Annotated in this window: 17 protein-coding genes; 5 read left to right on the top strand and 12 right to left on the bottom strand. The window is 52.6% G+C overall.

From position 1 onward, the window contains the following. Nucleotides 1-73: 73 nt before the first annotated feature. Nucleotides 74-1480 carry an enolase C-terminal domain-like protein gene (locus DYU11_RS12220; RefSeq protein ID WP_119667950.1) on the bottom strand — a complete coding sequence of 469 codons (1407 nt, stop codon included), beginning with the start codon at nt 1478-1480 and terminating at the stop codon, nt 74-76. A gap of 7 nt (nt 1481-1487) precedes the next feature. Next, a complete protein-coding gene (locus DYU11_RS12215) occupies nt 1488-2105 on the bottom strand; it encodes a DUF3137 domain-containing protein (RefSeq protein WP_119667949.1) in 618 nt (205 codons plus the stop codon). Between the two features lie 382 nt (nt 2106-2487). Between DYU11_RS12215 and DYU11_RS12210 the strand changes: the two genes are divergently transcribed. Beyond that, nucleotides 2488-2859 (top strand): DUF3244 domain-containing protein, encoded by a 372-nt coding sequence (locus DYU11_RS12210; RefSeq protein WP_119667948.1) that lies wholly within the window; start codon nt 2488-2490, stop codon nt 2857-2859. A 201-nt stretch (nt 2860-3060) separates the two neighbouring features. Beyond that, nucleotides 3061-4209: a glycoside hydrolase family 5 protein gene (locus DYU11_RS12205; RefSeq protein ID WP_119667947.1), complete on the top strand. Its 1149-nt coding sequence runs from the start codon at nt 3061-3063 to the stop codon at nt 4207-4209. 74 nt (nt 4210-4283) lie between these two features. Here DYU11_RS12205 and DYU11_RS12200 read toward each other — a convergent pair whose 3' ends face one another. Next, nucleotides 4284-6200, bottom strand: coding sequence for a S9 family peptidase (locus DYU11_RS12200; RefSeq protein WP_229365792.1), 1917 nt, complete (start codon nt 6198-6200; stop codon nt 4284-4286). A gap of 250 nt (nt 6201-6450) precedes the next feature. On the opposite strand from DYU11_RS12200, the gene DYU11_RS12195 reads away from it, so the two are divergent. Beyond that, entirely contained in the window at nt 6451-7704 is a 1254-nt protein-coding gene (locus tag DYU11_RS12195; protein ID WP_374755988.1) for a DUF6600 domain-containing protein, read from the top strand. A 141-nt stretch (nt 7705-7845) separates the two neighbouring features. Here DYU11_RS12195 and DYU11_RS12190 read toward each other — a convergent pair whose 3' ends face one another. The 8 genes from DYU11_RS12190 to DYU11_RS12155 all read right to left on the bottom strand — a co-directional run bounded on the left by DYU11_RS12190 (nt 7846) and on the right by DYU11_RS12155 (nt 15922). Continuing rightward, nucleotides 7846-8607 carry an SDR family oxidoreductase gene (locus DYU11_RS12190; protein WP_119667945.1) on the bottom strand — a complete coding sequence of 254 codons (762 nt, stop codon included), beginning with the start codon at nt 8605-8607 and terminating at the stop codon, nt 7846-7848. A gap of 118 nt (nt 8608-8725) precedes the next feature. Continuing rightward, nucleotides 8726-9562, bottom strand: coding sequence for an alpha/beta hydrolase (locus tag DYU11_RS12185; RefSeq protein ID WP_119667944.1), 837 nt, complete (start codon nt 9560-9562; stop codon nt 8726-8728). Nucleotides 9563-9763: 201 nt separating this feature from the next. Continuing rightward, complete coding sequence (locus DYU11_RS12180) at nt 9764-10249, bottom strand: helix-hairpin-helix domain-containing protein (RefSeq protein ID WP_119667943.1); 486 nt, start codon at nt 10247-10249, stop codon at nt 9764-9766. Further along, complete coding sequence (locus tag DYU11_RS12175) at nt 10239-10616, bottom strand: VOC family protein (protein ID WP_119667942.1); 378 nt, start codon at nt 10614-10616, stop codon at nt 10239-10241. The genes DYU11_RS12180 and DYU11_RS12175 overlap by 11 nt, the downstream gene beginning before the upstream one ends. A 209-nt stretch (nt 10617-10825) precedes the next feature. Next, complete coding sequence (locus DYU11_RS12170; protein ID WP_119667941.1) at nt 10826-11362, bottom strand: dihydrofolate reductase family protein; 537 nt, start codon at nt 11360-11362, stop codon at nt 10826-10828. A gap of 547 nt (nt 11363-11909) precedes the next feature. Next, on the bottom strand, nt 11910-14174 hold the full coding sequence (locus DYU11_RS12165; RefSeq protein ID WP_119667940.1) for a xanthine dehydrogenase family protein molybdopterin-binding subunit: 2265 nt from the start codon (nt 14172-14174) through the stop codon (nt 11910-11912). Between the two features lie 2 nt (nt 14175-14176). Continuing rightward, nucleotides 14177-14680 carry a (2Fe-2S)-binding protein gene (locus tag DYU11_RS12160; protein ID WP_119667939.1) on the bottom strand — a complete coding sequence of 168 codons (504 nt, stop codon included), beginning with the start codon at nt 14678-14680 and terminating at the stop codon, nt 14177-14179. 249 nt (nt 14681-14929) lie between these two features. Next, a complete protein-coding gene (locus DYU11_RS12155) occupies nt 14930-15922 on the bottom strand; it encodes an aldo/keto reductase (protein WP_119667938.1) in 993 nt (330 codons plus the stop codon). A 157-nt stretch (nt 15923-16079) separates the two neighbouring features. On the opposite strand from DYU11_RS12155, the gene DYU11_RS12150 reads away from it, so the two are divergent. Next, nucleotides 16080-17000, top strand: coding sequence for a helix-turn-helix domain-containing protein (locus DYU11_RS12150; RefSeq protein ID WP_119667937.1), 921 nt, complete (start codon nt 16080-16082; stop codon nt 16998-17000). 28 nt (nt 17001-17028) lie between these two features. Here DYU11_RS12150 and DYU11_RS33475 read toward each other — a convergent pair whose 3' ends face one another. Next, nucleotides 17029-17424, bottom strand: a complete 396-nt coding sequence (locus DYU11_RS33475; protein WP_229365790.1) for a putative quinol monooxygenase — start codon at nt 17422-17424, stop codon at nt 17029-17031. Nucleotides 17425-17855: 431 nt separating this feature from the next. Here DYU11_RS33475 and DYU11_RS12140 point away from each other — a divergent pair, with 431 nt between their 5' ends. Continuing rightward, complete coding sequence (locus DYU11_RS12140; protein WP_119667935.1) at nt 17856-18332, top strand: c-type cytochrome; 477 nt, start codon at nt 17856-17858, stop codon at nt 18330-18332. Nucleotides 18333-18416: the final 84 nt, after the last annotated feature.

Raw genomic sequence — 18416 nt, 5'->3', positions numbered from 1 at the left:
TGCAACGAGTTTTCGGGTAAAGACTTTGTCTGGAATCCAGATGAACGTACGGTAATGAGTGACTTGCCTGCGGTTACGTCTGCTTGAATAGGTCAACGTAGTGCGCTGAGGGGGCGAAGATGCCGCCACTGCGTTGGTAATAGTCGTCGTTCAGTTCGAAGACACCCTTGCGCACCTGCGTCCACGACGCCGATGGAAATGGGTGATACTGCACCAGCTTATCCCAGTTTTTGTAGTACTGATGGCCGTTGGTTTCCTGCAATCCGAGACTCATCCCGGGAAAGGCCGGAAGCCGGGCCGCTACGTTCTTGTTCCACTCGACCAGTATCGGGTTGACGGTCAGGTCGGCGCAGAAACACGGTACGTTTTTCTCGTAGGCCAGCTGCGCGATCTTCATGGTCATGCTCAGCGTTTTGGCGATGGCTTTTACCGCAATGGCTGAGTAGCCCAGCTCGATGCGTCGGGCGGCATCCTCGACGGTATGGGCGCTTTCATCGGCGGCCACCCGAACGCCCAGGTCACCCACGAACGCTTCGACATGCTCGGGGAAAGGTTCTTCAATGACGGCGATCTGATCGAACGCACCGATCTTGCGGGCGTGGTCAAGAAACCGCAGCAGGGTTTCTTTTTTCTCATAGCGGCCGTTGGCATCGAAGTAGTACGGGATTTTGCCGCTTTGGGTGTAGGGCGTTTCGTAATGCCCGATGGCCTTGTGCAGCGCCGTCAGAAAGGCAATGTCCTTTTCGATCATCTCCTGCTGCGTACCGGCCGAGCCCGTCTTGAGCTTCATGATGAAGTACCCCTGATCGGCCGCCGTTTTGATGGTCTCGGCGGTGGTGCCGACGCTGAACGACGGAATGCTGGCCACTTTGGTATGGTGGTGCGACAGGCCGGGTTTGTACGTCGCCGGAATCAGGTCGTCGAACCGGTCGATCTGGTTTTCCTGGGCGTAGAGCAGCCAGGCCGCGTTGTCGACGCAGACCAGGGCATTGAGCGCGAAGGTTTTGCGCAGGTCGGGATTGCTCGTGATTTTTTTGGCGTAGGCGTACACCTCCGGCAGAAGCTGATCGAGGAGGTCAACCGGATTGGTGAACGTCGTGCCCCTGAGCAGCTGCAGGGCGCGGTCGCTGACGGCGTACATCAGGGCGTTGCCGGCCCGCTCGGAGTGGGCGGCAAACACGGCAGAGTCCGACCAGAGAACCCCCTGCGTACCCAGACCGACTTTGCGAATGCCGGAGTCGCTTTCCAGCAGGGCCGCGGTTTGCCAGCTTTCCGTAATAGCACTGCCTTTGAAGCGGTAGGGGTTCAGCGGTTCGCGCTCAAAACTCGAATCAACCTGTTTGATACGTATCGTTTTGGGCGATCTGGGAGAAGGCACAGCCGGCAGGGCGTCGCCGAGACTCAGCGCCGAAAGCGCACCCGAGTACCGCATGAATTCCCGGCGGTTAATGCGATTGGACTTGTCGGATCCGTTGCCCATAGTCGGTCTATTTCAGCTTAACCTGCGGATCGGTTTCGTAGGCCGAACCGATCTGGCAGAGGTGATTGAGGATCTCGCCAAAAAGCTCGTACAGCCGTTTGAGCCGTTCAAGGTCCTTGATGACGCCCACCACTACGAACGTCAGTTGGTCGACATTTTCGGGAAACTGATTCGACGCCAGCCAGCCGGCATCGTCTTTCACTTCCAGACTGATACTGGGTTGATAATCAATCAGCTGCCGGATCGTTTCGTTGTCGAACAGCATCCGGAGTTTGGTTTCGTCGTTGCCCTGGATGATGAACTGCTCGTCGAACTCGGGATAGCCCACCGGTACGTCCTGCATACCCAGCCACTTCCCCAGATTGCTAAATAGGCCTTTCCGGTAAATCTTAAAGCGAAAGCCATCCAGGTTTACGTAGGGCGCCCGCATCCGGGTGTAGGGAATGGTCGATTTGCCGGTCGATACGACGTAGGTGTCGAGCGTGATGGTCCATTCGCCGGCGGTTGCCTGAACTTTACTGCCTTTCAGGAAGCTGCCGTCAATGTAATTGGCGTTGATCTCGGTGGCTAATTGCTTCCAGACGTCGTCTTTGAAGGGCCCAAAAAGTTTTCGGAGGGTGCTCATGGTCGGGGAATAGGGGGCGTTTCCGGCTGTAAGTATACAGTTTTTACCAATCACCCGCACAGTGCCGGTCAACTTCTACGCCATCGTCCAACCACCGGTCCGTCGGTTAGTTTCTGGTTCGGTATGCGCCATAACCGTTTACGTTTCAGCTACTAATCAATACGGTTGGTAGGCTAATTCTTCCGGCTCGGCTAATCAGAAGGAGCAGCGATGAACAGCGGTGTGTAGTTTTGTCCGGTCGTGAACGAAGACTGTCCGAATGCGTACAGCACAAGGATTGGCACAAAGATGTAAAAGTCTGACAATCAATAGCAATACGTTTCTGGCACGTGCTTTGGATCACACAAACTGAACAGTAAACAACCATAAACAACACACAACCATGTTACCGTTAATGAGCAAATTGGTGCTGTCAGCCCTGCTGAGCACCGCCACACTGATCGACCCTACTACACCGAAAGCCTTGTCTTTCGAGGCCAGCGCGTTCGTTACGAACACCAATAAGATTCGCCTGTCGGTTTTGAAAACAGGTGAAAAACCAGTTACGGTTACGCTGCGGAACAGCCAGCATGAGGTGCTGTATCAGCAAACCCTGAGCAAGAAGGAATCAAAGCAGGCGTTTCTGTTCAGTGTTGAAGACCTGACCGATGGCGAGTATGAACTGGAGATTGCCTCTATCGAAGGCCGCATCCGCAAGCAGGTAAAACTGTCGTCCGCTTCTGTAGAAACGACCCGCGTCATTGCCATGCAATAAGACGCCCGTGTCCGGCCGGACCGGCTCCGAAAACGCCCCGATGCAAGTTGGGGCGTTTTTGTTTTTTAGGTGAAGGTTTACTCTGTGGATGAGGTTCTGCATAGACGATGGGGCAGACAGCCTGCTAATTTTAGGGGAGCGGGCGGTAAAACCGGTCCACTGCTGTGCTTTAACCGGCAGTTGTTTACTCACAATTGCCCGATGCACCGCAGAACATTCGTCAAAAAATCAGCCACGCTGGCTTCATCCGTTTACCTGGGATCGTCTGCCGATTTCACTTTACCGCTGGCGGCTGAAAAGCGAAAGAACAAACTACCCCAGTGGAAAGGCTTTAACCTGCTCGATTTCTTCTCGCCCAATCCGACAACCAACCGGGGGGCAACGACCGAAGAACACCTGAAATGGATGCGCGACTGGGGCTTCAACTTTGTCCGGCTGCCGATTGCGTACCCGCATTACCTGCGCTTCGACCGCAGCCGAAACATCACGCCCGATGAGGTGTATCAGATTGATGAGCAGGCCGTTGATCGCATCGATCATCTGGTTCATCTGGCTCATAAACACAAACTGCACGTCAGCCTGAATCTGCACCGGGCCCCCGGATATTGTATTAACGCGGGATTTCATGAGCCGTATAACCTCTGGACCGATCAGCGGGCGTTGGATGCGTTCTGTTTTCACTGGAACATGTGGGCGAAGCGGTACAGGAACGTATCGGCCAGGAAAATCAGTTTTGACCTGCTTAACGAACCAAGCTGGCGGGACGATATGAATGATCAGCTCGGCAAGAAAGGGACCGTACCGGGGGAGCTGTACCGCAAGCTTGCCGTAGCCGCTTCGCAGGCCATCCGGAAAGAAAACCCCGACCACCTGATCATTGCCGATGGGAATAACGTGGGGCAGTCGGTTATTCCGGAGATTACGGACCTGAACATTGCGCAGAGCTGCCGTGGCTACGTACCCGGGGCCATTTCGCACTACAAAGCCCCCTGGACGACCAAAAATCCTGAGCAGGCACCGGAACCCAAATGGCCGGGGCAGGTCGGGCAGCAGTACCTGAGCCGGGCGATGCTGGAAACGTTTTATAAACCCTGGATCGATCTGGTCAACCAGGGTGTGGGCGTCCATTGTGGCGAGTGCGGCTGCTGGAACAAGACCCCGCACGACGTATTTCTGGCCTGGTTCGGCGACGTTCTCGACATCCTGTCTACCAACCAGATTGGCTTTGCACTCTGGGAGTACATCGGCGATTTCGGCATTCTGAATTCCCGACGCACCGACGTGGCTTACGAAGACTGGCACGGCTACAAACTCGACCGCAAGCTGCTGAACCTGCTGATGAAGCACTGACGCCGGCTTACGCAGGGGCGTAAAACTGCCTGGCCGGGGGTTCTGCACGAGACTACACGGCCAGGCTCAATTCATTATCTCACCGCCGTTTGCGGATTCATCAGGTATTTGTCCAGAAACTCCTTCACGGCTTTGTACGCTGTGATCTCGTTCTCTTTTTTTACGAAGCCGTGGCCTTCGTCGGGGAAGGTGACGTACTCGACCGGTACCCCGTTTTTCTTAACGTTCACCACAATTTCATCGGATTCGATTTTTAGCACGCGCGGGTCGTTGGCGCCCTGAATCACCAGCAGCGGCTTGCGGATTTTCGCGGTATGGAACAGCGGGGATTTGTTATACAGCGCAACCGAGTCTGCTTTCGGGTGACCGATTTCTTTAAACATAGCCTCGCGTTGTGGTCCCCACCATTCGGGCATGCTGTTCAGGGTACGTATCCAGTTGGCCACCCCGAAAATGTCGACGCCGACGGCGAACTCATCGGGGGTAAATGTCAGTCCCGCCAGGGTCATGTAACCGCCGTAGGAGCCACCCATGATGCCGATTTTGGCCGGGTCAACGTAGCCGGTTGCGCTCAGGAATTTCTTGGATTCTACGCAGTCGCGCAGGTCGGCATCGCCGTGTTTGCGGTCGTCGGCCGCGTAGAAGGTCTTGCCATATCCCGAGCTGCCCCGGTTGTTGACCGCCAGCACAACGTAGCCGTTGTTGACCAGGTACTGCACCAGGGGCGAGTACGTCAGGCGCGTTTGTCCGCCGGGTCCGCCGTGGATCGACAGGATAGCCGGGTGTTTTTCGCCTGCTTTCCGGTCTTTGGGTTTGTAGAGCAGGGCCGGGATCTCCATCCCATCGAAGGATTTGTACCGAATGACCTCGCCCGATACGAGATCGTCGGGATTGATTTCGGGATTCAGGCCACGTACCAGCGGAGTGGCTTTATTAGTCTTGAAATCAAAGGAATACAACGTAGCCGGTGAGTTGGAGCTGTTCACGAAAAAGATCATCCGGCCCTCGCTGTCGGCGATGTTTACACCCGTTACGTCCCCACCCGGGAGCGCCGGGAGCCTGACGGGTTGGTTGGTCCGGGTGTCGATAATCTTTAGCTCCGTACGGGCGTCATTATTGATCGACACAACGCGGTAGCGGCCTTTGTACGACGGGTAGTCGGCAGAAATGTCCCAGGCGGCTTTATCCAGTACGGTACTTTTGCCGGTGGCCAAGTCGTAAGCTTTTACGTAGGCAAACTCGCTGCCTTCATCCGTCGAGAGCAGCAACGACTTGCCGTCTGGCGTGAACCCTTCCGGACCGTTGTTGACCTCGCCTTCGTGTTTGGTCAGCAGCTTCGTTTCCTTGGTCTGGGTGTCGAATAGATACACGTCGCTGTTGGTGGTCGTGTACGGCTTCACCAGGGCAACGTACCGTTTATCCGGTGATACGTCGCCCGGAAAAAAGCCGCCCGGATTTTCGAACACCCGCTTCGGTTTCATCGTAGCGATATCCATTTCGTACAGATCGTAGGCCGCCCGACTTCGCTCGTTCGACTGGTAGAAAAAGCTTTTCCGGTCGTGGCTCAGACCCGCAAACTGAAACTTGGCTTTTTCGGCCGGGGTCAGGTCCTTGACCGAGCCGTCTTTTTCACGCAGGTAAATGTGGTTCAGTTCATTACCACCCTGATCGCTGCTGTAGAGAATGCGGCCGTCGGGCAGGTAGCCGATGGCAAAAATGGCGTCGGTTTTCGAGGTCGTCAGTTGTTTGGGCTGCCCACCCCCGAAAGGTACTTCGTAGAGGTTAAAAACGCCATCCTGGTTGCTGCTGAACAGGACCGTTTGCTCGTCGGGGGAAATGTCGGCCACGCCGAACCGGATCGTTTTCATAAACTGTTCGATGGTGTATTTGCGGGGGGCTGCCGATCTGGGAACCGGCCCGGCCGACACGGAAACGACGGCTAACGACAAGCCGACGACCAGACGCATCTGGATTAAAAGACGAGTTTTCATGGCCATAAATTGGTAAAGAGGTACGTTTGGTTGACCCGTTGCTGCGGACTACCAGGGTTTGTAGGGGTAACGTAGCGGTTTTTACCCGAAATTCCAAATAAGCCCTTGTGAATGAAGGCCGTATAGCCAATGGACGCAATGAACGAAGCAGGTCAGCGCAGGAAGCCCGGTGGGGAGTTTAGCCGATCAGGGGGGGCAATTAAACCTTTCACCAGCCGATTAGTCTAACCGCTATAAGCCCCCAATGACAATGAAAACTGTTGGTAAATTCTGGATAGGACTGGTCAGCCTGGCCCTCGGCCTGATCAGCGCAACGACTACGCTGGCGCAGTCGGGCTATGACCCCAGGGGGTACGATGGGCCATCGTATAATCAGCCCGGTTATGGCCAGCCCTACGACCAGCCCGGTGATTTCTACGACGCGCTCTCACCGCATGGGCAATGGGTACAGACACCGGAATACGGAACCGTCTGGATTCCGAACGTAGAAGCCGGTTTTCAGCCGTACGGCACCAATGGTCATTGGGTCGTGACCGAATTCGGTAATACGTGGGTGTCGGATTACGACTGGGGCTGGGCACCGTTTCACTACGGCCGCTGGTACTTCGACCGATACCGGGGCTGGGCCTGGGTGCCGGGTACCGAGTGGGGACCGGCCTGGGTGAGCTGGCGGTCGGGTGGAGGTTACTACGGCTGGGCACCGCTGGGACCGGGCGTGAACATTAATGTGAACATCAATATTCCGCCGAATTACTGGGTGTTTGTGCCGCAGGCCTACATCACCAGTCCGCGACTGTACAACTACTGCGTACCGCGGCCGCGGGTGGTGACTATCTACCAGAATACAACGATTATCAACAACGTCTATCGCGTCAATAACCGGGCGTATGCCTATGGACCTCGGCGCGAAGAAATCGAATACGTAACCCGCCGGAGCGTACCGGTCTACCGCATCGACAACCTGGATCGGCCGGGCCGCGCGGTGTACCGGCAGAATTCCGTCGGCATCTACCGGCCGGATGGGAACACGGCCTGGCGGGGAAACGCCAACCGTGGCCCTGCTGACCGGCGTCCCGGCGACCGGCTTCCCGGCGACCAACGTGATTATTCCCGCCGGGATAATATTCCCACGCCGAACACATACGGCAACGACAACCGGGGGAATCGGGATTGGCGTACGGACGAGCGGGCTAACCAGCCACGGTATCAGTCGCGGGGTGAGCGGGAGTGGAGCCAGCGGCAAACGCCCCGGTATGAACCGCAGCCCGCGCAGCCGGTGCCGCAGCAACCCCAGTCGTCTCCACAGCCGCAGCGGTCGGAGTCGTATCCTCCGGGCTGGAGCCGGGGAGGGCGGCAGCAGTCGGCTCCCCGGGGTGACTACAACCAACCCCGCGAGCAACGGTCCGAGCGGATCGAGCAGCGGGGTGGGGGGCCTCAGGCTCAGCCCGATCAGCAACAGGGACCGACGTATCAGGGCCGGGGTGGTTCCCGCGGACCACGGTAGTTAGCATTGAACGGTTATAAACGCGATGCCCGCGGCCTCCTGGGAGGCCGCGGGCATCGCGTTTTTGCGGGTAGCGGTACGTCGTCCCTGACGGAACAGGAGGACGTAGGGCAACTATATTTTGTGTCCAATCTTCTTACGTTATCCGGCCGCTACTTTGTTGAGCAGTTTATGGAAAAAGCCGGGTGCAATCCGCGATGCGCCTTTCAATGACTTCGCCTGACCAACGATCGCTTCGTAGTTGTTGTTTTTCAACGCTTTCAGAGCTGCTTCCGCTACGTCTGAGGCCGGTATTCCGCGCTCGGCCTGCTTGCGGGCTTTCGCTTCCCGGTGGAGTTCCGTTTTAACAATCGGTGGGGCTATTTCAAAAACGCGAACATTGGTCTCGGCTAATTGCGACCGCAGCGAAATCGAAAACGAATGAAGGGCCGCTTTGGTAGCACAGTAGACCGGTACAATTTTCAGCGGGATGAAAGCCAGACCCGATGTGATGTTGACGATGGCGCATTCGGTTTTCTGCTGCAGGAAGTGCGGAATGAAAAGAGCAGCAAGATGAATGCTGGCGGTCAGATTCGTTTCGATTTCGCCCTCGTCCTCGTATAACTCGGGAGCGCCCGTCAAAAAGTTAACTTCTTTCTGAATGCCCGCGTTGTTGACGAGCATATTGATGTGGGGAAACTCGGAAGTTGCCCATTGAAAGAGTTCTTCCCGCTCGGCCTTTTTTGCAACATCGCAGACGCGGGTGTGGAGTTGCGGATGGTTGCGCTTTGCTTCAGCCAGTTTACTTTCCCGTCGGCCACAGATAAGCACTTCATTGCCGGCCTTGATAAACGTTTCGGCCATCGCCAGGCCAATACCTGAGCTGCCTCCGGTAATTAGAATTGTGTTCTTAGTAGTTTGCATAGCTTAGGTGATGAAGTGATTTTCTTCCGCCGAATTTGTGTCTTTCTACCACACTTGCTTAACTATTCATGTTGATGGCCATTTTTTAGTATTTTAATTTCAGTCCATTGCAGTTGTATCACTTTGTGTCATCGTTTGTCCAATTCTTGTAAACAAATCGTAGCGCATCGTAATAGGCAGGAATTGGTTCTGTCATGTGGTCTTCATTAGGGTAATATTTATACTGGTGTTTAAATGTTTTTGAATTATTCTGGGTAACCAGTTTATCAAATTTCAACAAATCATTTCGAAAGGTGCCATCTTCGTTCCCTACGCTGTAAAAAAGTTTTTTATTCGTCATGGCTAGATTGGGTAGTTTTTGTCCTGCCAATCGTAAAATATATTTATTGCCAAACCATAGTGAAGGACTTATGGCTATATAGGCACTAAACATATCAGGGCGCGTAAGCATGCAATTGATAGCAGTAAGACCACCGAATGAATGTCCGGCAAATATTTTGAAAGGACTTGTTTTATAATTAGCCTCTATGTAAGGAATCAACTCCTGTTGAATGAAGTTTAAAAACTGCTCATTGCCACCGGATGTCTTATAGTTAGAAGAGACTTCACCGTCAAAGTTTATTAAACTATTAATAGGCGTGAGGTCTTTTATTCGGTCCACACTAACAATGCCTACTACTAGTATTGGAGGAATAATCTTCCAATGCCTTAAATATTCTATATAAGCAGAAAGGATGTGAAAATGATTCTCTCCATCTAACAAATACAACACGGGCAATGACTTGTTTACATCTGCAGAATCGAGTTTTGGAACATTGATGTATATCTGGCGGTCTTGATGTAGTACCCGGGAGTATATCGAATGCACATCATTGGCGATATGATTATATAACTTTGGTATTTGGGCTGACGCCTGTGAAGTAAGAAGTATAAAGACTACTATGAAATACTTCATGTAATTAACGAAAAGTCAGGCAATAGTGTACTTATGTTAAAATACCTCGCTCAAAATCGCCACCAACGGCTTGGTATGGCCGAAGGCGTGAATTTTGAGCTCAAAATTTCAATCGAAGAACGAATGTTGAATCTTGCACAAATGTTCAATCGAAGCCATTCAGCCTCGCTTTTGGCAATACCTGGTTAGTGGCTGCCTATTTTAGTCTTTTCGTTCGTGTTCTAATGTTTCAAACCACGCTTTTTGAGGTCTGCTTGCTGGATACCCATGTTTAGCGCGAAACTTTTTTCGTTCTTCGGTAAAGTTCCACCACGTTGTTTTCGTGTCGTTTGTGTTTGCATAATTTACGACTAATCGAAACTGGTCTTCAACGCAAGGGTCTGTCCAAAAACCTTTTTTTAGTTCGTATTCGTCTGTCAGTCTTGCTCCGTCTTTGTTTTTTAGTTCGTTTAGTGAATAGTAACCTAAAAACACAAGGTCTTCGGCGAATTTTATTCCGACTGAAGGGACGGTTTGAAATTCTGCTAACGCATGAATTTCTTTTGCTCGTTCGGGTGTAGCGTTAAGCAAAACTTCCAATTCGTCAGTTGCAAAGTCAAGGACGCTTGCAATTTTGATTTTGTTCTTTCTCAAATTTGCTTTTTCAACGTCTGTCAGCGGAAGTTTTATGTTTGTCTTACTTTTCATCTTCAGCAAAAGTTAGTAAATAGCCATTGTTATCTTCAATAGAAAATTCGGTCGCACCGTAAAATGTTTTTTCAAGTCCTTTAACCACTTTTACTTTGTCTTTGACGTCGTCAAAGAATTTTCTGACTTCAGTAGTCTGAATATACAAAAGCAAAGAACCTCCGTTTTGTCTTGAAATCATTGGCAAGTCGTTGCCCAAACTTTCAAAGGCTTGAAACAAAAAAGTTACCTTTCCACAAGTCATCATAGCCCAAACAATATTGCCTTGCTCGGGAACTGTCGCAATAACGTCAAAGCCTAATTGTTTGTAGAAGTCAATTGTCTGTTTAATGTCAGTTACAAAAATGTTTGGTGAAATTGAGTCCATATTCTTTTCTTGTTTTATCTGATTTCGTGGTGTCTGTCTAAGGTTACCACTAACGGTTTTCGGCTTGGCGATGTGGCGGATTCTTAGTACAAAAGTTCAATAGAATTACTACCGTTGAATCTTGCACAAATGTTTTATAGAAGCACTTCAGTCCCGCTTTTGGCAATACCTTGTTAGCGGTTCGAGCTTTTTGTCCGTTGTTACTTCGGTCATTTTTTTGCACGTTTGTAATGCAGTTGTGTTAGTCCCGTGTCGAATGTTTTGACGTTCAAAAGTTCAAGTTGTTGTTCAGGTCTGCCATCTTTGAAAAGTCTTGTCCCGTCACCAAGCAATATAGGAATAACTGAAATAATAAATTCATCAATAAGGTCATTCTTTAATAGTTCATTTATTATCTCCGCTCCACCGTCACAATAAATGTTTTTTCCACTCTCGGATTTAAGTCGTCGAACTAGTTCGGTCAAGTTTCCTGTATAAAAAGTTGTCTTGCCTACACTCGGCCTTTTACTTCTTGTTATGATATACACATCTCTCTGACCGTTGTCATAATGAGAAGAACCAATTTCTTTAAGCACATAATCATAGGTTTTTCTGCCGATAATTAAGGTGTCAATGGTTGCCATGAAGTCTGCATAACCATAGTCTTCCCCTTCTTTTTCAACTGATTTTAGAAAACTTAGGTCGTCATTTGGTTTAGCAATGTAGCCGTCTAAACTTGTTGCAATGAAAAGTGATAATTTTCGCATTGTTGTTATGCCTATAGCTTGTCTGTTTTGCCTTTTTGAGTGGTGTTTAAGCCTAACGGTTAACGGCTTGCTGCTGTGCCGGGATCTTATATTTGTTAGCCCGGAACTGAGGCCGATTGAAAAATCAATGTACAAAATAGATTCAGTTGTTTATCTGCGCTCGGCAGCAGTTTCGGCTGCCGATAAGCGAGCAAGATGCTGATGCTGCGTTTTGTCTGCCGGCATAGCAGCAAACCGATGTTTGTGGCATGCCCTTCGTATAGGCAAGATGCTTTTACCCTATTTTTGGCTAACATAGTTGACATAATGACTGAGGTTTTAGGGTTGCCACTAGCTCTCAAATATACGCAACTTGATTGCGGCAATCTAACCGGTAAAAATGTATTGCCGCACTGTAAAGAAATTTACGAACCCTGTTGACTTAAACTTCGTTGCATAATGGGAACACCCTACCACAAGGGCTGCCTGATGAATCCCGGACAGCCCTTTGCAACTTGTCTGAAAAATGAAAAAGCCAGACCTTCGGATGAAGTCTGGCTTTGCTGTTTTAAAGCTTGATGAGCTGCTCGGCGAACGGCTGTCGGTAAAACCTTTTCCCCGTTGATTTGTAGAGTGCGTTGGCCACGGCACCAAACACCGGCGGGAAGGGCGGCTCACCCAATCCGGTCGGGTCGATGTCATTCTCGACAAAGTGAACCTCGATCTGTTTCGGTGCTTCGTTGTGGCGAATCAGGCGGTAGTTGTTGAAGTTGCTTTGCTCGGCAGCGCCGTTTTTGTGCGTCAGCGCGCCGTACAACGCGTTCCCGATGCCATCGACTACCGCGCCCTGCACCATGTTCGTAGCCGCATCGGGGTTCACTACGATTCCACAGTCCATTGCGCTGAAGACCCGCTCTACATACGGCTGACCGTCGCGGGTGACCATGTCCACCACATGGGCGGCATATGAGTTATGGCAGAAGTAAGCGGCCACCCCCCGGCTGTACTTTTCATTTCCCGGCGTGGCGACGCCTGCCCTGTTCCAGTTCGATTTGTCGCGTACCAGTTTCAGGACGCCCGCGTACCGGTCGGGGTCATATTCATTGTTCTTGCCGACGGGGTTTTCTTTGGCCCGTTTCAGCAGATCGAGCCGGAGTTTGATGGGGTCTTTTCCCATAGCCTCGGCCACTTCATCCAGAAACGATTGTTCGGCGGCTGCGTTGAAGTTGGAGCGGGGTGCCCGGAAAGCGCCGATGGTAATATTCGACGGAATCTCCCAGCCTTCGGCCAGGTAGTTGTCCACGGCTCCGGCCGGGAACCGATTGGCGTGAATTGGATGCTCCGGTATGCCGCCCCCTTTCACGTGGAAGGCAATCAGGTTTTTGTTGGCATCCAGGGCTGCGCGATACGTAGCTGTGTACATCGGGCGATAGATGCCGTAGGTCATGTCATCTTCGCGGGTGTAGATGAGCTTGATGGGGGCCTTGACTTTTTTGGAAATCAGAGCCGCTTCCGTCATGTAATGGGTATACGCCCGGCGACCAAAGCCCCCGCCCATCCGCGTCATCTGAATCTCAATCTTGTCGGCCGGCAGGTTCAATATTTTTGTCAGCGCCGGTTCTGCCCAGCCCGGTGCCTGCAGCGGTCCGGCCAGCAGGGCTTTTTCATCCGTCACGTGGGCGAAGAAATTCATCGGCTCCATGCAGTTGTGGGCCAGGAACGGAGCCGTGTAGGTACGTTCGATAACTTGGGCCGCGTTGCTGAACGCCGTTTCGGGGTCGCCGTCTTTTCGTAAGACCTGAGCCGGTTTTTTGGCCCATTCCGCCATTTTTTCAAGCTGGCTGCTGGTACTTTCAAGCCCGCCCGGAACAACAACCTCCCGTTTGCTACCCCTCCCCATCAGCGTATCTTTGGTATCGCCCGTAGGCTCCCAATCTACTTTCAGCTTCTTGCGGGCATTCATGACCTCCCAGGTGGTCTTACCCACCACAACCAGCAACTCGTTGAACGTGCGGGTATCAAAACCGCCCTGCTCGAAACCGTCTTCGTATAATTTCAGACTGAACACGTCCCGGATGCCCGGCATCTTGAGGGCTTGCGACGCATCGAACGATTTCAGCTTCATGCCGAAGGCGGGCGGGTGCTGAATCATGGCTATCAACATCCCGTCGGCCCGGTAATCCAGCCCGAACAGCGGTTGGCCGGTTACTATTTTCTGGCCTTCAACATTCCGCTTCGACTGTCTGACAATGGCAAAGTCTTTTGGGGCTTTCAGGGTCATGCCTTTCGGCACGGCGAGGGTAGCGGCTTTACTGGCCATGTCGCCGTACTTCGCTGACTTTCCGCCCGAATGCTGCAGGACACCCGCTTTGGTCGTCACCTCATCGACTGGCACACCCCACGTTTCGGCTGCTGCCTGGCGCAGCATCTGCCGGGCGGCTGCCCCGGCTTCGCGGAGGGGTTTCCAGTACATCCGGACCGATTGACTACCCCCTGAAAACTGGGGTCCAAGTTTCACATTGTCGTGTGGCCCCATTTCGACGACTATGTTCTTCCAGTCGACGTCCAGTTCCTCGGCGACAATCATCGGGAGCGACGTCATGACGTTCTGGCCGAATTCGGGATTGGGACAGATGAGTTTGACCACGTTGTCGGGCGTAATCTGAATATAGCCGTTGATTTCAGTCCATTGAGGAGGCAGGTTCAGGATCTCCGCTTTGTCGGCCGCCTGTGCTTTCGCCAACCAGCTGAAATTCAGCAGCAATCCTCCACCCGCCAGGGCCGAGGCTTTCAGAAACGAGCGTCGATTGACGGAGTTTTTTGCAGGTTTCATGGTCAGCGTTTAGGGGTGGTTTTGTTGGGTGTCTGGGGTTCAACGCGTGCCATAGTACCGGCTGCCGACCGGATGGCTTCCCGAATGCGCACGTACGTACCACACCGGCAGATGTTGCCGCTCATAGCCGCTTCGATATCGGCATCGGCCGGATTCGGATTCGTTTTCAGTAGCGAAGCCGCGCTCATGATCTGACCCGCCTGACAGTAGCCGCACTGGGCCACATCGTGTTCCAGCCACGCCTTTTGTACAGGATGGTCCCCTTTGGGTGATAAGCCTTCAATGGTTGTGACGGGCATGTTGCCAACGGCCGAAACGGGCAACTGACAGGAGCGTACTGCCGTTCCATCCAGATGGATTGTGCAGGCTCCGCACTGGGCTATGCCGCAGCCGTATTTTGTACCGGCTAAATTGAGGTGGTCGCGCAGTACCCAGAGCATCGGCGTCGATGGGTCAACGTCGACCCGCCTGATTTTTCCGTTGACCTTTACATTGAATGTTGCCACAGTTTTTGGGTTTACCGTTGTATGAATATGCTATAAATCCTAGGTAAGCATCCGTTATTTAATAGTTTACAGCAGTATTCGTTATCATCCCGGCGGCCCGGTCCTGGCGTCGGGATGACAACGAATTGGATCTTACTCATTCTTAACGCTTGTGAATATACAAAACGACCAGCCAGACTAAAAACGGGAATGTGTTCAGCGGTTCTAAAGCGCCACCAGACGTACTGATGACCACTGGACATCGCTCCTTTACAGCCCGGTCGACCGCTCCATCTGCTCGGGGTAGCGAGTGCCGACTACCCTGATTTCCGTCGAAGCCGCTTCAATCTCCTGAAGCTCTTCGGCGGTCAGCTGGATGGCGGCAGCGCCGTTGTTCTCCGTCAGGCGGTGCAGTTTTGTGGTGCCGGGAATGGGAACAATCCACGGTTTTTGCGCCAGTACCCAGGCCAGCGCGATCTGAGCTACAGTGGCGTTTCTGCGGGCGGCAAACGTGCCCAACAGATCAACCAGCGCCTGATTGGCCTTGCGGGCATCTTCCGTGAATCGGGGCAATACGTTCCGAATGTCGCCTTCAGCAAATTGGGCATTTTCATCCATCTTACCCGTCAGAAACCCTTTTCCGAGCGGACTATAGGCCACCAGGCCAATGCCCAGCTCGTCAATGGTCGGGATGATTTCGGCTTCGTGCTGACGGGTCCAGAGTGAGTATTCGCTTTGCAGCGCCGTAACGGGCTGTACGGCGTTGGCCCGGCGGATGGTCTGTGCCCCCGCTTCCGACAGGCCGAAGTGCTTCACTTTTCCCTCCTGAATCAGGTCGCGTACCGTACCGGCTACGTCTTCAATGGGTACGTTGGGGTCAACGCGGTGTTGGTAGAACAGGTCAATCACATCCGCGCGCAGCCGCTTCAGCGAGGCTTCGGCTACTTTTCGGATGCGCTCGGGACGGCTGTTGAGTCCGTCCAGACGGTTGCCTGCGTCGTCGATGTTGAAGCCGAATTTGGTAGCAATCACGACTTCGCCTTTGAAGGGTTCTAGCGCTTCGCCGACCAGGTCTTCATTGGCGAAGGGGCCGTACACTTCGGCCGTATCGAAGAAGGTAACGCCCTGCTCGACGGCCGCCCGAATCACGGCAATACCGTTCTGCCTGTCGATAGCCGGGCCGTAGCCGAAGCTCATGCCCATACAGCCCAGCCCAATGGCCGACACCTCCAGTTTATTCTTGCCTAACGTTCTTGTTTGCATAATGTCTTGCGGTTGACATGACAAAGGTCAGCGTTTCTTGCCCGGCAGATGGTATACAGATTACGGATATATCTACCAATATTACGGATGAAGGTATGCTTTTTACAGGGGACAGAAATAAAGGGCTAATTTTGAGGTAGGCAGAGCAACGAACGGCATGGATACGCTTCGACGTTTTGAGACAATAAACGATTACAACGCGTTTAACAATACGGAAACCTTACACCCGCTGGTCAGTGTCATCGACTTCTCGAAGGCTGCCCCCCGACAGGGTTCCCGCATGTACTTTGGCTTTTACACTATCCTGCTGAAAGACGTAAAATGCGGGGATCTGGTGTATGGTCGGCACACCTACGATTACCAGGAAGGCACCCTGATATTTCTGGCACCGGGCCAGGTAGCCGGCGTGATCGGCAACGGAGAAATCTATCAGCCCAAAGGGTACGCGCTGGCCTTTCACGCTGACCTGATTCATGGTACGTCGCTTGGACGGCATATTCAGGACTATTCGTTCTTTGGCTATCAGTTCAACGAAGCCCTGCACTTGTCGAACCGGGAACGGCAACTGGTGCTGGATTGCCTGTCGAAGATCAGCTACGAGCTGGAGCATGCCATCGACGCGCACAGCAAACGCCTGATCGTGTCCAACATTGACCTGTTTCTCAACTACTGCGCCCGTTTTTACGACCGCCAGTTCATTACCCGCAATCATGCGCACCAGGGCGTTCTGGAGCGGTTTGAAACCCTGCTCACGCAGTACCTTTCATCGGATAAGCCCCAAACGAGCGGGTTGCCGTCGGTGGCCTACTGCGCCGATCAGCTGAATTTGTCCCCCAATTATTTCGGCGATCTGGTTAAAAAAGAGACTGGCAAAACCGCGCAGGAGTACATCCAGTTCAGGCTGATTGAGGTAGCCAAAGCGAAGATTTTCGAGCCGGGCAAAACCGTAAACGAAATAGCCTTTGAACTGGGTTTCAAATACCCGCAGCACTTCAGCCGCCTGTTCAAACAGCGGGTTGGCCAATCGCCCAACGAATACCGGATGCAATTCGGACAGAAGCAGTCCGGGACTGCGTAGAATGAAGGCCGCGGTAGCCGGTGAAACCTTACTTTATCTTCATACCGGGCACAAGAGGAGTGGTGTCTACCAGTTCCAGCGACTTCACCATGTCTTTCGTGCCGTTCTTGTATTTCAGGAAGTGAGGAGTTTGGATATGAGCCTTGTACGCCGTTGAATCCGCGTAAATCTCCAGAATGGTAAAGTGCGTAGGCTTCTCTTTTTCCCAAACGGCGTACAGGGTCAGTACGCCGGGTTCAAGCCGGACCGAAGCCTCAATCTCCTCTTTCAGAAACGCTTTGTAACGTTCCAGCTGTGGGGCATCAATGACAAGTTTGGCCAGTCTAACCATCCGGTTCTTATCCTGAGAAAAGGCCGTACTGCAAAAGCAACCGACCAACAACCAGACGGCAAGCATCCGTAACAACCCACACTTGTAACTCATAAACCGGGTTGCACGACGGCTACCTGACTCGAACGAACTGTGGCTAATGGACTTAACAGCTGAATGATGCATAGGCTTATTTAATGATGTCTGATCGCAATGGAGCTGACTGGGCGTGTTTCTTGACGTGTGTGACCTCGGTAAAACCCGAAGAGAAATAGGTTAAAACGTGCATTGGCAGGCGAAAGATAAAGAAAGTCAAAGCTACACGACACCTGGCCGTCTGTCTAGCGAAATTCAAAGGAAAACTTACGAATAGCAAACAATAGATAGTGGGTTGGCAGTAACGCTTACCCCTACATCCAAACCAGCTGACTACCCGTTGCCAGGTGGTAACTGAACGGTCGACGTAACTCAAAAATAGGTTACGGTTTACTTGGATCGTGTCAGGCTGGCCCGTAAATTTCCGACGTATCCAGAAACCAATCGCCATGATGTCTATTTCATACATTCGACCGTTGACAACGGCTCTGGTGAGCCTCATAGGGCTGGTTAGTCTCAGTATCGTACTGCTGCTTTCTACCGCGTTTTTGTACCCGGACGATACCGAATCCGCCCCCGTTCAGCCGGCCGGTGGGCCGGTGAAAGCAGCAACGCCGGCTGTTTTGACCGAGCAACAGACAAAAGGGAAGGAGTTGTTCACCAACAACTGTGCGCAATGCCACACCGTAACGGAGGAGGTAGCCGTTGGGCCTGGCCTGAAAGGGGTAGTGGCCCGGACACCCGGCGAGGCCTGGTTGGTGAACTGGATACGAAATTCGCAGGCCGTCGTAGCCAGCGGGGACCCGTATGCGGTTCAGGTCTATACCAAATTCGGCAAAATACCCATGTCGAGCTTCCCGAATCTGACCGACGAGGACATCAGGGCCATTCTGGCTTATGTAGATCCGGCCGGGGCACCAAAGTAAAACAGAGATCAGGAAACGGTTTCTTTTGCTGACCCCCGGCGACGCCGACAGCTGCTATCGTTACATTCAGATATGAGTAGTTTT

This window comes from Fibrisoma montanum (genome assembly GCF_003583365.1).
In the GTDB taxonomy this organism is placed as follows: domain Bacteria; phylum Bacteroidota; class Bacteroidia; order Cytophagales; family Spirosomataceae; genus Fibrisoma; species Fibrisoma montanum.
The sequence above is the reverse complement of the archived record's forward strand: the minus strand, read 5'-3'. Positions and strand labels throughout refer to the sequence as shown.

Excerpts from the sequence above, each read along its gene's own strand:
- DYU11_RS12185 (WP_119667944.1), bottom strand. The coding sequence starts at position 9,562 with ATGAAGTATTTCATAGTAGTCTTTATACTTCTTACTTCACAGGCGTCA.
- DYU11_RS12165 (WP_119667940.1), bottom strand. The coding sequence starts at position 14,174 with ATGAAACCTGCAAAAAACTCCGTCAATCGACGCTCGTTTCTGAAAGCC.
- DYU11_RS12180 (WP_119667943.1), bottom strand. The coding sequence starts at position 10,249 with ATGAAAAGTAAGACAAACATAAAACTTCCGCTGACAGACGTTGAAAAA.
- DYU11_RS12170 (WP_119667941.1), bottom strand. The coding sequence starts at position 11,362 with ATGCGAAAATTATCACTTTTCATTGCAACAAGTTTAGACGGCTACATT.
- DYU11_RS12150 (WP_119667937.1), top strand. The coding sequence starts at position 16,080 with ATGGATACGCTTCGACGTTTTGAGACAATAAACGATTACAACGCGTTT.
- DYU11_RS12140 (WP_119667935.1), top strand. The coding sequence starts at position 17,856 with ATGATGTCTATTTCATACATTCGACCGTTGACAACGGCTCTGGTGAGC.
- DYU11_RS33475 (WP_229365790.1), bottom strand. The coding sequence starts at position 17,424 with ATGAGTTACAAGTGTGGGTTGTTACGGATGCTTGCCGTCTGGTTGTTG.
- DYU11_RS12195 (WP_374755988.1), top strand. The coding sequence starts at position 6,451 with ATGAAAACTGTTGGTAAATTCTGGATAGGACTGGTCAGCCTGGCCCTC.
- DYU11_RS12215 (WP_119667949.1), bottom strand. The coding sequence starts at position 2,105 with ATGAGCACCCTCCGAAAACTTTTTGGGCCCTTCAAAGACGACGTCTGG.
- DYU11_RS12175 (WP_119667942.1), bottom strand. The coding sequence starts at position 10,616 with ATGGACTCAATTTCACCAAACATTTTTGTAACTGACATTAAACAGACA.
- DYU11_RS12190 (WP_119667945.1), bottom strand. The coding sequence starts at position 8,607 with ATGCAAACTACTAAGAACACAATTCTAATTACCGGAGGCAGCTCAGGT.
- DYU11_RS12205 (WP_119667947.1), top strand. The coding sequence starts at position 3,061 with ATGCACCGCAGAACATTCGTCAAAAAATCAGCCACGCTGGCTTCATCC.
- DYU11_RS12220 (WP_119667950.1), bottom strand. The coding sequence starts at position 1,480 with ATGGGCAACGGATCCGACAAGTCCAATCGCATTAACCGCCGGGAATTC.
- DYU11_RS12155 (WP_119667938.1), bottom strand. The coding sequence starts at position 15,922 with ATGCAAACAAGAACGTTAGGCAAGAATAAACTGGAGGTGTCGGCCATT.
- DYU11_RS12210 (WP_119667948.1), top strand. The coding sequence starts at position 2,488 with ATGTTACCGTTAATGAGCAAATTGGTGCTGTCAGCCCTGCTGAGCACC.
- DYU11_RS12200 (WP_229365792.1), bottom strand. The coding sequence starts at position 6,200 with ATGAAAACTCGTCTTTTAATCCAGATGCGTCTGGTCGTCGGCTTGTCG.